Below are 13,766 nucleotides of genomic sequence, written 5' to 3' on the forward strand. Positions count from 1 at the left end.
CCAATCAAAGTAGAACTAGTCATTATCCAAACACTAAATCAGTTGTCCAGAGATATGAATCCACAAAAAATAACCTATTCGATTTTAGAGCTTGCGCTCGTCCCCCAAGGAGGTACGATCAAAGAGACGCTGAATAATTCGTTGGCATTGGCGATAAAAGCTGAATCGTCAAATTATACCCGGTATTGGTTTGCCGAGCATCATAATGCAGACCATATCGGCAGCAGTGCCACTTCCATCCTCATCGGTTATGTGGCAGAAAACACCAAAACCATCAGGGTAGGCTCAGGTGGAGTTATGCTGCCCAACCATTCACCCCTAATTATCGCAGAGCAGTTTGGAACCTTGGCTCATTTATATCCCAACCGGATTGATTTAGGTCTTGGAAGAGCTCCAGGTACAGATCCTCAAACTGCACGTGCTATACGGTCTGATTTCATGGAGGCGGCACACTCATTTCCACAGGAAATAGACAAGATTCAAAAATACTTTTCCGGTGAAAATAAAAATTCCAAAGTGCGGGCAACCATTGCGGAAGGTACCGATGTGCCGCTTTACATTCTGGGATCCAGTACGGACAGTGCGCATCTTGCGGCAAAAAAGGGATTGCCTTATGCTTTTGCCAGCCACTTTGCATCCACACATTTATTTCATGCTTTAAGCATTTATCAGCAGGAGTTTCAGCCGTCTGAGTTTCTAAAACGCCCGTATACTCTAGCAGGGGTAAATATTATTGTTGCTGATACAGATCAGGAAGCAGAGAAACTGTTTACCACATTGATACAAATGTTTTTCGGGGTATTAACCGGATCCAAGGATGCATTGCACCCACCTACGGAAATGACTTCTGAATTGAAGGGCATGTGGCAACATCCTTCTTTACAACAGATGCTCAAATATTCCTTTGTGGGTAGTAAGCAAACTGTAAAAAAGCAGGTTCAAGAATTTCTTGCCGAAACTCAGGCAAATGAGCTTATAGCGGTCTCCACTCTGTACGCATTTGAAGACCGGATAAAATCTGTTGAATTATTCGGAGAAATCATGATGGAAATAAATGGAGAAACTAAGCAATGAAGCATAAAAAGAAGTTAAAGCTTGCGGCCAATATTGATGGTCCAGGTTGGAATTTTGTGGGCTGGCAGTATCCCGATATGCCGGCTGATGCCGGTGAAAACATCGATTTTTATATCCAACAGGCTAAGCTGGCAGAATCAGCAAAGTTTGATACGCTCTTTTTGGTCGATGTAAGCCATGTAGGCCCCGGAAACATCCCACATTACCTGAGTATGTTCGAAGGTGTTTCCATTATGTCTGCCCTCAGTATGCATACAAAAAACATAGGACTTTCGGCTACTGTTTCGACATCCTATGCCGATCCTTATTCTGTTGCCCGGCAAATCCTTTCATTGGATAAAATAAGTAAAGGCCGAGCCTCCTTAAATGCCATTACTTCCAACCCGGGAGGAATGGTCAATTTCAGCCGAGGTCACCTCAGAAAGTCAGACCAGTATCCCATGAATAAGGAATTTATGGAAATCGTGTTGGGATTGTGGGACACCTATGAGGATGATGCTTTTATCCGGGATAAGAAAAATGGGATATTCTTAAATCCACTAAAAATGCATAAGGTGAATTACCGCGGAGAATATTTTTCGGTTGAAGGGCCACTAAATCTTAGCCGTTCCGTTCAGGGGAGGCCGGTGCTGTATACAGCAGGTATGTCTGCAAAGTTTATCGATCATGCCACCAGCTATACAGACGGTGTATTTACCCATGGCAGTACATTGGAGGAAACAGTGGCAATTGCTACCGAATTAAGACGACAATTAGTCCTAAAAGGCAGGAAACCGGAAGATTTTATCGTGTCGGTTTCACAGAATCCAATCGTTGGCAGAACCGAACAGGAAGCCCGGGAAAAATACATGGAATTGCTACGGTTAATTCCCAATAACAGCCTCTCCCGTCCTTTATTTTTTGGTTCAGCCGAGAAGGTTGCCGATCAGGTGCAGCAATGGTATGATCAGGGAGCAATTGATATGCTGATTCTCCGTCAGGACCACCCCCATGGCTTGAGGGATTTTATAGAGTTAGTCGTACCTATTTTGCAGGAACGAGGAATATTCCGAACGGAATATGAATCAGATACACTTAGGGGCAATTTGGAATTGCCCAAGCCGGCTTTCAGAAAAATTTAAGGTTCCAAACAGTCCCGGAGCTAGGTTCATAATTCACTTTCTCTGCTTTGGGAAGCCCAAAAAAGGTATTTCCGGTATGTGAAACACTCAACAATAAAATTTATAACGTTAATTATATAAAAAAATGAAAATAGGAATAATCGGTACAGGAGCAATCGGCGGTACTATTGCAAAAAAATTGATCACAGCAGGACATAATGTAAAGGTGCATAACACAAATAAGTCTGAAAAATTAAAGTTACGTGCGGATGAGTTAGGTGCAACACCCTCAACCGCAGATGCTATTGCAAAGGATGTAGATGTTGTAATATTATCCGTTCCCACTTTAGCTATTCCCAACCTGTCCAAATTGTTGTTTGCCGGTGTTTCGGAAGATGTCATTGTGGTGGACACCTCCAATTACTATCCATTTCGTGATGAGGAAATCAAGGAACTCCAAGACGGTAAGGTTGAAAGTGTATGGGTTGCCGAACAATTAGGGCGCCCTGTAATTAAAGCGTTTAATAACCTATTGGCGCACAGCCTTGAATATGGAGGAAAACCTGAAAATTTAGAGGGACGAATAGCAATGGCTATTTCCGGCGATGATGAAAAGGCTAAAGTTTTAATATCCGGATTAATCAATGACGCAGGCTTTGATATTGTCGATGCGGGTGATTTAACAGAGTCTTGGCGACACCAGCCCGGCACTCCTGCTTATTGTACCGAATTAACTGTTGCAGAACTTAAGCAGGCGCTTGCCGACGGAGTGAAGGAAAATGCACCTGTTTTGAGAGATAAAGCCATTGTTGAACTTTCAGCAATGTCAAGCTATCCATCTCATCCCGATGTTGTTAAATTCAATAGAGCATTGTTTGAAAAAAATCCTAAAACAAAGTAAAATATAGCATTAGTAGAGGGACAGCATTTCGTTAAAACGTTTCATTATAACCTACTTCTGTATCATTATAACGCTTGTTTGCTGCATAATTTTGTCTATATCAAATAGCTAAAAAATACAATAATGGCAAAGACAATTTTTATAACAGGAGCATCCCGTGGATTTGGAAGAATTTGGACAGAAGCATTCCTAAAACGTGGTGATAATGTAGTGGCAACAGTTCGTAACCTTGATGCATTAACAGCATTAACAAAAGAATTTCCATCTAATTTATTGGTGCTCAAACTTGATGTTACCGATAAAAAGTCAAGTTTTGAAGCAATTGAAGCCGCAAAAAGCCACTTTGGAATAATCGATGTATTGATAAATAATGCTGGCTTTGGGCACATTGGAGCTGTAGAGGAACTAAACGAGCAAGATGTTAGGGCACAGTTTGAAACAAATGTATTGGGTTCATTGTGGACTATACAAGCGGTTCTTCCAATCATGCGGGAGCAAAATTCAGGGCAAATCATTCAACTTTCAAGTGCTTTGGGCTTGAATACGGTATCTCTAATGGGACTGTACAGTGCAGCTAAGTTCGCCGTTGAAGGTCTTACCGAAACACTGGCAGGTGAAGTAAGTGGTTTTGGCATTAAAGTAACCATACTGGAGCCAGGCGGTTTCTCCACAGATTTCTTCGGTACAAATTCCCTTGCATTAAGTGAATCAATACCTGCTTACGAAGGTATAAGAAGGGACTTTTATGAACACGCTAATGACCAGGATTCCGGTAAACCTGAGGCAACTGTCCAAGCTATTCTTAGCCTGGTGGATTCAGAAAATCCTCCACTGCGGTTGCTGTTGGGCAAAACTACCTTCCCTTGGGTTAAACACACTTATGAAGAACGTCTTAGAACATGGGAATCATGGCAGGACGTTTCTGTGGCAGCACATGGTTAATAGAAGTTTAATCAGCAGGGGTCGGATTTGCGGGTTCTGTTTTTACAATTGCTAAAAAATGGATCACTTTAAAAAAATAAGCGAGCTGCATGAAGCGCTTGGTATTAAGCCCCCGGAGCACCCACTTTTTAGCGCAGCATATGGTGAGCGGGACAGCTGCAGCGGCAATAGTGTAATCGAGTTTTCTTCGGAATTTTTTATCATAGGATTCAAGAAGCTGAAATCGGGCAGCATGCAGTATGGGAAAACAAAATATGACCAAGACCGTGGTTCCATGTCTTTTGTAAAGCCCCATCAGAAAGTGGTCTTTAAAAATGTAGAATTGGAGGAGAAGGGATTTTTAATTCTTATCCATGAAGACTTTTTGGCGGGAACTTCCCTTTACCATGAAATTAAGAAGTACGGCTATTTCGATTATGAAGTGAACGAAGCATTGCACCTTTCCCCTGCGGAAGAGGACATCATCTGGAATTTGTATTTCAGCATTGAAAAGGAATATAACAATAATACCGATGAGCTTAGCAAGGCCATCATCGTTAGTCATCTTGACGCAATGCTTAAATATGCACAGCGATTTTACAAAAGACAATTTATCAACCGAAAGCAACTAACAGGTTCAACGGTAACGAAGTTTAATACACTACTTGTTGCAAATTCTGACGAAAGAAAAACAAAAGACATTGGATTGCCGACGGTGGCGTTAATGGCAGAAAAACTGAATATATCGTCCCGCTATTTAACCGATTTACTTAAAGAAGAGACAGGAAAGACAGCGTTAGAGCTTATCCATCTGTTTTTAATAGGTGAGGCAAAAAATCTATTGACTGAAGGTGAGCTAAATATTTCTGAAATTTCATATTTACTAGGCTTTGAAAACACAACTTATTTTTCCCGTCTGTTTAAAAAAGAAGTAGGTATCACTCCTAATCAATTCAGAGGACGCTTCTTAAACTAGCAATAGCAGCGGCAATAACGACCTATAAATATAACATCACAAAGTATGAAACGTACAGCAAGAGCGCATTGGTCTGGCACTATAAAAGAAGGTAAAGGGGAGTTGACCACCCAAAGTAAAATTCTAAACAAGACAAATTACAGTTTTAAAACTCGTCTTGAAGAACATCAAAAAGGAACAAATCCTGAAGAATTGTTGGCAGCAGCACATGCTGCATGTTTTACTATGGCGGTTAGTTTTGCATTAACGGAAAAAGGACTAAACCCAACATCATTGGATACCGAAGCTACATTGACCATGGATGGTTTTGCCATAACAGGAATGCATCTTTCAATCTCTGGGGCTGTGTCTGGTATTAATGCAGATGAATTTGAAATCATTACAAAAGATGCTGAGAAAAATTGCTTAATTTCTAAAGTATTGAACATACCAATAAGTTCAGAAGCACATTTGATAGCCTAAATAACCAGATGGTTATTGATTTTTTTGATTTATATAAATATTCTATTTTAAACTCTATAATAAATAAAACAATAAAAATGACAAGTAAAATAGCATTAGTAACAGGCGCAAGCCGAGGATTGGGTAAAGATTCAGTTTTGCAACTGGCAAAAAAAGGGTTTGATATCATCCTTACTTATCAAACAAAGAAAGAATTTGCAGATGAGGTGGTAAAGGAAATTGAAAGTATTGGACAAAAAGCATTTGCATTATCTCTTGATATCTCAACAACGGCTGGTTTTGATCAATTCACAACGGAAGTGAAAAATACTTTGGATACACAATTTTCTTCTGCAAAACTGGATGCACTCGTAAACAACGCAGGTATAGGAATAAACCAGAGCTTTGAAACGATGACGGAAGAAATCGTCGATTTAATGACAAATATTCATTTCAAAGGACCTTATTTCTTAACGCAGAAACTATTGCCATTATTAAATGACGGAAGCAGTATCGTGAATATTTCTTCGGGTTTGGCAAGATTCTCATCTCCCGGGTACTCTGCTTATGGCGCTATGAAGGCGGCGATCGATGCACTATCAAGATACCAGGCTTTGGAACTGGGAAATAGAAAAATAAGAGTCAATGCACTTGCCCCGGGTGCAATTGAAACTGATTTTGATGGCGGTGTTGTTCGTGATATGTCAGATGTAAATAAATACTTAGCTTCCGAAGCAGCTTTGGGAAGAGTTGGTTTGCCGGATGATATTGGAAGTGTGGTTGCATTCCTTTGTTCTGATGATTCCAAATGGATTAATGCGCAACGAATAGAAGTCTCCGGAGGATATAGAATATAACAGACTTTAAGATAGACGGTTATATCATTTAGTTAGTAGGGATATAAGTTTAATCCTCCATGGAAAAACAGGATTGCACTCCTAAGTAGGTAAAGGTTCTATAGCCTTTACCTACAGTTTGAGCTCTTGGGTTTTTCAGTGTAATCTCGATTTAAATAAAGATTACTTTATCATTCACTCTTCAAACTAGTTACAGGGTTGCTTAAAGCTGCTTTTAACCCATGGATTCCCGAGGTTATCAGCCCAATTGCCAGCGTCAGAATAGCAGCTAACATTACCGCCCACCAGGGAGCGGAGATATGAAAAGCAAAATCATCCAACCAGCTACTCATTACGTAATAAGCAATCGGCGATGCAAGTACTATAGCGAACAAAATCAGACGAACAAAATTTCCTGAAAGTATATTGAGAACCTGAAAAGTCGAAGCTCCCAAGACTTTTCGGATGCTGATTTCCTTTAATCGCTGCTGAATCATATAAGAGGACAATCCAAACAAGCCCAGACAGGCCAAAACAATAGCACAGGTGGAAAACAGGTTCATCAACTTGCCCAGCTGCATTTCAGACTGATACATGCGGTTATAATCCTCATCGAGAAAACGGTAAGTATATGGTCGTTCAGGCAGGATTTTCTCCCAGGTTTTCTCAATGAAACCTAAAGATTCATGCATATTTTCCCCATTGATTTTTACCAACAATCTACCTCCCCAAGAGGCTGAAAACAATACCAGAGGTTGAAGATCATTTCTTAAGGATTGGAAATGAAAATCCTTGACCACACCCACTACTGTTCCCTGTTCGTTTAGGATCATTTCCTTACCAATGGCCTCTTCCGGACTCCATCCGAATTTACCCGCTGCACTTTCGGTCATGATGTAATGGAATTCCTTTTTTTCCCATGGTTCTATTTCCGTCTGCCGGATATGCTGTTCGGTAAAATTCGATCCTGCAATCACTTCCAGTCCTGTCACCGCTATGAAGTTTTCATCTACCGGATTGGCATTGACGGAGATTACTTCATTTTCGGGCCTGGTCGGTAAGTTCATGCTGTATCCACTACTGATATTTACGGGACTGGAAGCAGCTCTGGAAACTTCAATGATCTGTGAACTGGCTTTTAACTCTTTTTTCAGTGTGTTGATTTTCTGAAAATCGGTATTCCAGCCTATCGGCAAAGAAACAATATGTGCTCTGTCGTATCCCAAATCCCTACTTTGGATATAGTTGAGTTGGCCTTGTATTACCAATGTGGCAATGATCAGAAAAACTGAAATTCCAAATTGGAAGACCGTAAGCGACTGCTGCAGCCACTTTGCCGATGACGTATTTTTGAATACTCCTTTCAAAACCTTCATGGGCTGGAATTTGGACAAAATAATCGCGGGGTAAGCACCCGCAATCACGCTCAATCCCAAGGTAAGCCCCAGTATAAAAGTCAAAAATGTGGGCGACATCAAGTCTCCAAGTATTAATTCTCGATCAATGAGATTATTGAAGCCTGGCAGTAATAGGTAAACCAATATAAAACTGACCACCACAGACAGGCCGCATAATAGAAATGACTCTCCGATAAACTGCCAGAAAAGTTGGGATTGGCCGGCTCCTGAGACTTTGCGGATTCCCACCTCTTTTGCCCGCTCCACAGATCTTGCGGTGCTTAAATTGATGTAGGTAAAACAAACGATCACCAAGATCAGCAACGCAATTCCTGCAAGCATGTAGAGGTATTTGATATTGGTATTGGCCACAAAATCCGAATAGGGAGAATACAGATGTACTCGGCTAAAATGCTCTAAAGTAAAGTTGATATCCGCTCCAAAACCAGCCGATTCCTTTGCCATAAATGGAGGCAACTTCTCTGCCATACTTGCAAAGGAATTTTTATCCTGTAAAAGAAAATAAGTAGTATAATTGGCATTCCAGTAAGATTCCTCCTGATTCACTCCCAGAGACGAGAAAGATGCCAAAAAGTCAAATCGAAACTGGGAATTGTACGGGTAGTCTTCCATCACCCCTGTCACTTCATAGACTGTTTTATTATCCCCTACCTCTAGAGCCTGACCTACCGGATCAGATTCTCCAAAATACTTTTTGGCCATGCTTTCAGTCAAAACAACTTTCTTTGGGCCATTCAAGGCAGTTTTTGAATTCCCATGGATCATATTGTAAGCAAAGGCATCGAAAAAAGTGGAGTCCGCATACATGAAACCGGATTCTGTAACGGGGCTTCCCTCAAGTTGCAAAATTGCAGAAGTTTGAGTCATGCGTATTCCTTTTTCCACCTCGGGAAAAGTTCTGGAAAAATACGGAGCCACCTTGGTACTGGTGAATGTTCCTTTTGAGCTTTCTTCTCCGCCGTCAAATGAATATTCCATAATCACCCTACCTATCCTTTCAGCATTGGGCTGAAAGGTATCGTAACTCATTTCATGTTGGATGAAGAGCGCGATCAGCATGCACGAAGTTATCCCCACTATAAGACCCAGCATATTGATGATTGTGGCGGACTTATTTTTCCAAAGTGTCCTTCTGGCTATTTTAAAATTATTTCGAAACATGTCAATGTAGTTAGTCTTGTATTCTTTGTTTTTGATTCCAATAATTCCGGGTCGGAAGAGCAATAGCACATCCCTGATAAAATGTAAGTCAGCTTTAAACTTGCCTTCTTTCAGAAGCCGCTCACGATATAGTTCAAATAAGTCCCCTTCTATGGAAGGCAAAAGGTCTTTATCACAAAACCATCTAAAAAAGCGCTGAGCTAATCCCGGCGGTTGTATTTCTTTGTTTCCCATCGCCTTTTAGCTCATCTTTAGATTCCATGCAACCTCAGGAATGGCTTTCCAGAGATCCTCCCTGGTCTGCCGGGTATACTGCATGGCTTCCTTTCCCAAAGCAGTGATTTGGAAATATTTTTTGGGCCTGCCTGCCCGTTCATTCGTGCTCTCGCCTTCTCTAGATTTCAAGTACCCTTTCTCCTCTAAGCGTTTAAGCGCAGTTTGCAATGCGCCTACGCTGACGCTCCGTTCCAGTCTTGATTCAATTTCAGATTTTACTGACACTCCATAAGCCTCGTCAAACAGCACGCCTACTGTCAGCATTACGACCTCCTCAAATTCCCCCAGTTGATATTTCTTCATGGCAAAACAATTAATTCCTAATTGTAGTATTAAAAAATTATGCCGGGCTAAAAAATCGCTTCATATAGCAATTCCAGGGCTTTTTCAACGCTTAAGATTAATCAGAAGTGTACGATTTTGTTCGATTTTGGAACAAAGGTACCTAAGGATTTCAGCTTCTTCCTGCTGTTCTTTTCAAAAAACGATCGGATAAAGGGAGATGAAACAAGCCGTTGTACCCAATATGCTACAGCCTCTAAAAACAAGTAAAAATGAAACGTTACTTGCGGCTAATCCACTTTGGCAATCACTGTCACATCCTCGCCTTTGTTGACCGGTGGAGTAGAAATAATCATAAGTAACAATCCGTCTTCTTCTGCATAGATAGTCTGAAGAATCACACCAAAATAATCGGTCACATGACCTAGCTTCATCCCCTTTATCACATAATCCCCCGCTTTTTTGGCAGGATAGAATATGCCGTCAAAGTTGGAGGCGGAATAGATCCTATTGGAAATTAGGATAGGCGACTCTACTTCTACTCTTTTTGCATCTAGCGGAAGGAAGCCTAAATAATCCAGCAAGTTCAATACACTCCCGGTTACCTTATCCACTGCGTCCTGTTCCATGATTCCCAATCGACCACACTCAATATCTATAGAAGGTATTCCCCGTTTGAAAGCTTCTGCCGTACAATACAAGCTTGGCATATCGGCTTTCATATAATCCTTCCCATCCGTATTGAATACCACCACATGGTCAAAACCCAAGGAAAGGGCCATCTCTTTTCCTTTGGCAGAAATCTCCGGCATATCACTGTTGCTATAGTATGCTCCGTATTTCATCAGATCTTCAGGCGCATCTCCCGAGTGCATATCAAGGAAGTAATCTGCTCTGGATATGATATGTTCTGAGATAAAATTGGCCACTCTTTCCGTAGTCGTTCCATTTTCTTCACCGGGAAATGTTCTGTTTAAGTTCCTTCCATCCACCGGACTGATGTAGGGAGATCTTCCCAAGAAGCTTTCTACGCCTGCCACTTGAACCAGAATGACTACGCCTTTTAATTTCTGTGGATTGATCGAATGGATCAACTTCTGCGCACCCATAATCGGAGCATACTCATAGCCGTGAACTCCGGCGGTGATTCCCAAGGTCTCGCCGTCCTCTACGCCATTAAATACCGAAATAGGAATAAATGTAGAATCCTGCCCATTCACAATCGGTATACTAAAATGTTCCTTGGTACCTGCTTTAATTTCCTTATTTTGAAATATAAAGGAAGACTGGGCAGCAGCGTATCCTGACATGATCACCAAGCTGATGATCAAACTGATTTGTCTCTTCATTTCTGATTTGATTTCATTGATTTTAAGATCAGTTAACCCTTCCCTTTCGGACACCACAATTGAGTATTAGCTTCGTTAACCGCAATAAAGTTGCAAATATAGCGTCTTTATTACAACTTAGTCCCCTTCAGGTCTCATATTACTTGATTGCTTTAGTTCTACTTCTGGCAATTACTTATTTCAGACTCATAAACCTGTCTTGAATGTTATTAAGCCACTTGATTCTCTTTTCTGAGGGCACCATTTTCACCATATTAAAACTGATCCATTTGCGGTTCTTATAGCCCAACTTCCAAAAAGTGCCCCTCATTAAAGCTTTTTGGATGGCATTGCCAAAAATCCCCCAATACAGAAATCCAGGCGTATTCATAGTAGTGATCATCGTGACTCCCTTGACCTTGTTCCAAAGAGGTTTCATTTTGGTGCTGCTGTCATTGACATAATCGTATGCCACTCCGGGGAAGATCACTTTATCGATAAAGCCCTTTGTCATCGCCGGCATCAATTCCCACCAGATCGGAAAAATGAAGATCAGATGATCTACTTGCTCAAGACGGGTTTTATATTCCAGAACCATAGGATCCACAGGCTTTTTGTCCCGAAAGGCTTTCAGGTCTGCCGAGCTCATGACAGGATTAAAATTATCCTTGTCAAGATGAATCAAGTCTACTTCGTGGTTTGACAGCCTAAGGCCTGTCATCACTGAATTTAAGATTGCATTACAAAAACTACCCTCGTAAGGGTGATTGAATACGATAGCTACTTTCATGCTGTAGTGTTATTTTTAATGTACACCACAAATGTCCGCACGCTAAAATAGGAGGACGATAACAAAAGATAAGAAAGAAAAACTAGCGTCTATTTCTGATTCGGCTCAAAGAGACGGGCGTGATTCCCAGATAGGATGCAATGTAGTGCTGTGGGACTCGCTGCAAGATTTGGGGATATTCTGTCAACAACTCATTGTACCTTTTTTCCGGGTTATCCTTAATGCGGGAAAGAAATAGTTTCTGGTAAAAAATCAAGCGCTGAAATGTCTGCTCCTCAATCGCACTCTTTATCTCAGGAGAAGTCACAAAAATAGACTCCATGTCAATTTTGGAAACACTTCTAACCACAGATGGCTCTATGCTTTCCAGACTAAACAAGCTGGGTTGATTCCCCCTAAAACTCTCGATAGAAGACACAATTTCCCCTTCAAAGAAAAACTGAAAAGTAATATCTTTCCCATTGTTGTTGAACGAAAGCCTGAGACAACCTTTTTCAATAAAATAAGCTGTTTTGGACACCTGACCTTCCTGCAGCAAAGTCGTTTTGGCAGGTATTTCTTGGGGTGTGAAAAAATGACTAAACTGCTCCCACCATGGTTTTTCACTTGATATCGTCTCTTTCATATACACTTTAAATTTAAGTAAAAACCATGGATGTTCTGATTCTCTAAAAATTGGAAATAAGCGAACCTGATCCCTTGTATAATTTTGATTTATGCTCTACTTTAACTTAATGAAAAAAACTACATTTTCATTAGTTCTTTTAGTCTATCTGGGCTTATTCAATCCGGCTTATTCCATAAATCCTGATAGGGAATACATCTTGACTCCGGACTCAGTTGACTGGAAGTACGAACAATTGGAAATCAGGACGGAAGATCAGGTTAAGTTGATTTCATGGATCTATGAAGCGGATAAAGAAAATGATAAAGACACTGTCCTAATCCTGGCTTATCCTGATGCCGGAAATATGTCCTATTTTGTTTATCACTCAGCTATTCTTGCCAATGAAGGGTATACGGTGGTTACGTTTGATTACAGGGGATTTGGAAAAAGTGAAGATTTTGAAATTCAGCGGGAATACCTTTACTCCACGGAATTTGCCTTAGATCTGAAAGCGGTGGTAAATACCATGGCGGAGAAATTCAAGGATAAGAAAATTGGGATTTGGGGAATGTCGATGGGAACCACTATTGCTTCCAGAGCATATCCTGAGATAAAGGATAAAATTGATTTTATAATTGGAGAAGGATTTGTGACGGATACTTCCACAATTGTGGATCGCTATAAAGGACTGGATAAACAAATCCTTCTTCCCGAGAACTCCGTACTTTACGAAACAGCTATTCAGTCCATTGACGTTCCGCTCCTGATTTTGACAGCTTCCGACGATACAATCACCACCCATGGCGATGCATTAGCGCTTCAGGCTAAACTAGGTGAAAAATGCCAAATTGTCCAATTTTCCGGAAAACACCTGGCCGGATTTCAGGTCGACCATGAAAACAAGGGATTTGGCGGATGGTATATGGAGCAGCTTGATCGGTTTTTGCAAAATATTTGAGCCATTATCGAAGTAGTTGAAATTAATTTGGTGACATTCTAAATTTTCTAAAAGTTAGCTTTTCTGCTTTTTTAAAATGCCCATTCTAAGTATAATTCTTTATTTCATTACTCGGTAATAGTCTTGAATCCTCTAATGCAGCAGTCCGGTGTCCTACATTTTTCAGATAGTCTTGTTGTTGGGCAAATTCCATAAACTTTGAAACAGATTCGTGTTCCACCAATAATATAGCGTCCCATGCTTCGAAATCAGGTCCAATTAGAAAATTTTTGGACTTTCCGTAATATATGATTTGACTTCCCGCTTTTTCCAATTCAGGCAAGATGCCGGCCATATACAATTGATATGCTTCTTCTCCGCTGATTTCATCAGTAGGTTTTATTCTTTCCAAGTTTGTATAATCGGCAATTCTTCTAAACCTCAATAAATTTAGCATTACTACTTTCCCTTTATCGTGGAAGTTTTGGTAGAATCTTTTTCCTGCTTCCTGGCTTGCGTCAATGTATTTACTCATATCGGGATACTTTTCGTTTGATTAACCTATGGCGTTTATGGCCTCTATCTGTATTGGGCTTTCTCCTGTATCCAAATTAAAAATTTCGTAGATGGCTGCAAACTAGTTATGAGAGTTTTCTCAAGAAATTGAAAAATTTAAACTTCTAATAGCCAGTCCCTACTACCGGATCCCGAAGCTCGT

14 protein-coding genes are annotated in these 13,766 nt (G+C 40.7%); 8 read left to right on the forward strand and 6 right to left on the reverse strand.

The annotated features are described in order from the left end of the window. Positions 1–54 precede the first annotated feature (54 nt). The 7 genes from ID165_RS08780 to ID165_RS08810 all read left to right on the forward strand — a co-directional run bounded on the left by ID165_RS08780 (position 55) and on the right by ID165_RS08810 (position 6,270). Positions 55–1,074: an LLM class flavin-dependent oxidoreductase gene (locus ID165_RS08780; protein WP_192349975.1), complete on the forward strand. Its 1,020-nt coding sequence runs from the start codon at positions 55–57 to the stop codon at positions 1,072–1,074. Continuing rightward, positions 1,071–2,195 carry an NtaA/DmoA family FMN-dependent monooxygenase gene (locus tag ID165_RS08785; RefSeq protein WP_192349976.1) on the forward strand — a complete coding sequence of 375 codons (1,125 nt, stop codon included), beginning with the start codon at positions 1,071–1,073 and terminating at the stop codon, positions 2,193–2,195. Before ID165_RS08780 ends, ID165_RS08785 begins: the two co-directional genes overlap by 4 nt. Positions 2,196–2,319: 124 nt before the next feature. Further along, positions 2,320–3,075: an NADPH-dependent F420 reductase gene (locus tag ID165_RS08790; protein ID WP_192349977.1), complete on the forward strand. Its 756-nt coding sequence runs from the start codon at positions 2,320–2,322 to the stop codon at positions 3,073–3,075. Positions 3,076–3,198: 123 nt separating this feature from the next. Next, complete coding sequence (locus ID165_RS08795) at positions 3,199–4,017, forward strand: SDR family NAD(P)-dependent oxidoreductase (protein WP_192349978.1); 819 nt, start codon at positions 3,199–3,201, stop codon at positions 4,015–4,017. Positions 4,018–4,075: 58 nt separating this feature from the next. Further along, a complete protein-coding gene (locus tag ID165_RS08800) occupies positions 4,076–4,972 on the forward strand; it encodes an AraC family transcriptional regulator (RefSeq protein WP_192349979.1) in 897 nt (298 codons plus the stop codon). A gap of 45 nt (positions 4,973–5,017) precedes the next feature. Next, positions 5,018–5,434 carry an OsmC family peroxiredoxin gene (locus ID165_RS08805; RefSeq protein WP_192349980.1) on the forward strand — a complete coding sequence of 139 codons (417 nt, stop codon included), beginning with the start codon at positions 5,018–5,020 and terminating at the stop codon, positions 5,432–5,434. An 8-nt stretch (positions 5,435–5,442) separates the two neighbouring features. After that, entirely contained in the window at positions 5,443–6,270 is an 828-nt protein-coding gene (locus ID165_RS08810) for an SDR family NAD(P)-dependent oxidoreductase (RefSeq protein ID WP_225587046.1), read from the forward strand. Positions 6,271–6,440: 170 nt separating this feature from the next. Here the strand turns inward: ID165_RS08810 and ID165_RS08815 are convergent, their stop codons facing one another. The 5 genes from ID165_RS08815 to ID165_RS08835 form a co-directional block, all read right to left on the reverse strand. Then, positions 6,441–9,062: an ABC transporter permease gene (locus tag ID165_RS08815; protein WP_192349981.1), complete on the reverse strand. Its 2,622-nt coding sequence runs from the start codon at positions 9,060–9,062 to the stop codon at positions 6,441–6,443. 6 nt (positions 9,063–9,068) lie between these two features. Then, positions 9,069–9,407 carry a PadR family transcriptional regulator gene (locus ID165_RS08820; protein ID WP_192349982.1) on the reverse strand — a complete coding sequence of 113 codons (339 nt, stop codon included), beginning with the start codon at positions 9,405–9,407 and terminating at the stop codon, positions 9,069–9,071. A 269-nt stretch (positions 9,408–9,676) separates the two neighbouring features. Then, positions 9,677–10,735, reverse strand: coding sequence for a succinylglutamate desuccinylase/aspartoacylase family protein (locus ID165_RS08825; RefSeq protein WP_192349983.1), 1,059 nt, complete (start codon positions 10,733–10,735; stop codon positions 9,677–9,679). 175 nt (positions 10,736–10,910) lie between these two features. Beyond that, on the reverse strand, positions 10,911–11,504 hold the full coding sequence (locus ID165_RS08830; RefSeq protein WP_192349984.1) for an NAD(P)H-dependent oxidoreductase: 594 nt from the start codon (positions 11,502–11,504) through the stop codon (positions 10,911–10,913). 82 nt (positions 11,505–11,586) lie between these two features. Then, positions 11,587–12,129 (reverse strand): Crp/Fnr family transcriptional regulator, encoded by a 543-nt coding sequence (locus ID165_RS08835; protein ID WP_192349985.1) that lies wholly within the window; start codon positions 12,127–12,129, stop codon positions 11,587–11,589. A gap of 109 nt (positions 12,130–12,238) precedes the next feature. Here ID165_RS08835 and ID165_RS08840 point away from each other — a divergent pair, with 109 nt between their 5' ends. After that, positions 12,239–13,069, forward strand: a complete 831-nt coding sequence (locus ID165_RS08840; protein ID WP_192349986.1) for an alpha/beta hydrolase — start codon at positions 12,239–12,241, stop codon at positions 13,067–13,069. Between the two features lie 85 nt (positions 13,070–13,154). Here the strand turns inward: ID165_RS08840 and ID165_RS08845 are convergent, their stop codons facing one another. Continuing rightward, entirely contained in the window at positions 13,155–13,583 is a 429-nt protein-coding gene (locus ID165_RS08845) for a DUF1330 domain-containing protein (RefSeq protein WP_192349987.1), read from the reverse strand. Between the last annotated feature and the right edge of the window lie 183 nt (positions 13,584–13,766).

It is taken from the genome of Algoriphagus sp. Y33 (assembly GCF_014838715.1).
Classification (GTDB): Bacteria; Bacteroidota; Bacteroidia; order Cytophagales; family Cyclobacteriaceae; genus Algoriphagus.

Excerpts from the sequence above, each read along its gene's own strand:
- ID165_RS08820 (WP_192349982.1), bottom strand. The coding sequence starts at position 9,407 with ATGAAGAAATATCAACTGGGGGAATTTGAGGAGGTCGTAATGCTGACA.
- ID165_RS08840 (WP_192349986.1), top strand. The coding sequence starts at position 12,239 with ATGAAAAAAACTACATTTTCATTAGTTCTTTTAGTCTATCTGGGCTTA.
- ID165_RS08805 (WP_192349980.1), top strand. The coding sequence starts at position 5,018 with ATGAAACGTACAGCAAGAGCGCATTGGTCTGGCACTATAAAAGAAGGT.
- ID165_RS08810 (WP_225587046.1), top strand. The coding sequence starts at position 5,443 with ATGGTTATTGATTTTTTTGATTTATATAAATATTCTATTTTAAACTCT.
- ID165_RS08835 (WP_192349985.1), bottom strand. The coding sequence starts at position 12,129 with ATGAAAGAGACGATATCAAGTGAAAAACCATGGTGGGAGCAGTTTAGT.
- ID165_RS08800 (WP_192349979.1), top strand. The coding sequence starts at position 4,076 with ATGGATCACTTTAAAAAAATAAGCGAGCTGCATGAAGCGCTTGGTATT.
- ID165_RS08780 (WP_192349975.1), top strand. The coding sequence starts at position 55 with ATGAATCCACAAAAAATAACCTATTCGATTTTAGAGCTTGCGCTCGTC.
- ID165_RS08830 (WP_192349984.1), bottom strand. The coding sequence starts at position 11,504 with ATGAAAGTAGCTATCGTATTCAATCACCCTTACGAGGGTAGTTTTTGT.
- ID165_RS08815 (WP_192349981.1), bottom strand. The coding sequence starts at position 9,062 with ATGGGAAACAAAGAAATACAACCGCCGGGATTAGCTCAGCGCTTTTTT.
- ID165_RS08795 (WP_192349978.1), top strand. The coding sequence starts at position 3,199 with ATGGCAAAGACAATTTTTATAACAGGAGCATCCCGTGGATTTGGAAGA.
- ID165_RS08825 (WP_192349983.1), bottom strand. The coding sequence starts at position 10,735 with ATGAAGAGACAAATCAGTTTGATCATCAGCTTGGTGATCATGTCAGGA.
- ID165_RS08845 (WP_192349987.1), bottom strand. The coding sequence starts at position 13,583 with ATGAGTAAATACATTGACGCAAGCCAGGAAGCAGGAAAAAGATTCTAC.
- ID165_RS08785 (WP_192349976.1), top strand. The coding sequence starts at position 1,071 with ATGAAGCATAAAAAGAAGTTAAAGCTTGCGGCCAATATTGATGGTCCA.
- ID165_RS08790 (WP_192349977.1), top strand. The coding sequence starts at position 2,320 with ATGAAAATAGGAATAATCGGTACAGGAGCAATCGGCGGTACTATTGCA.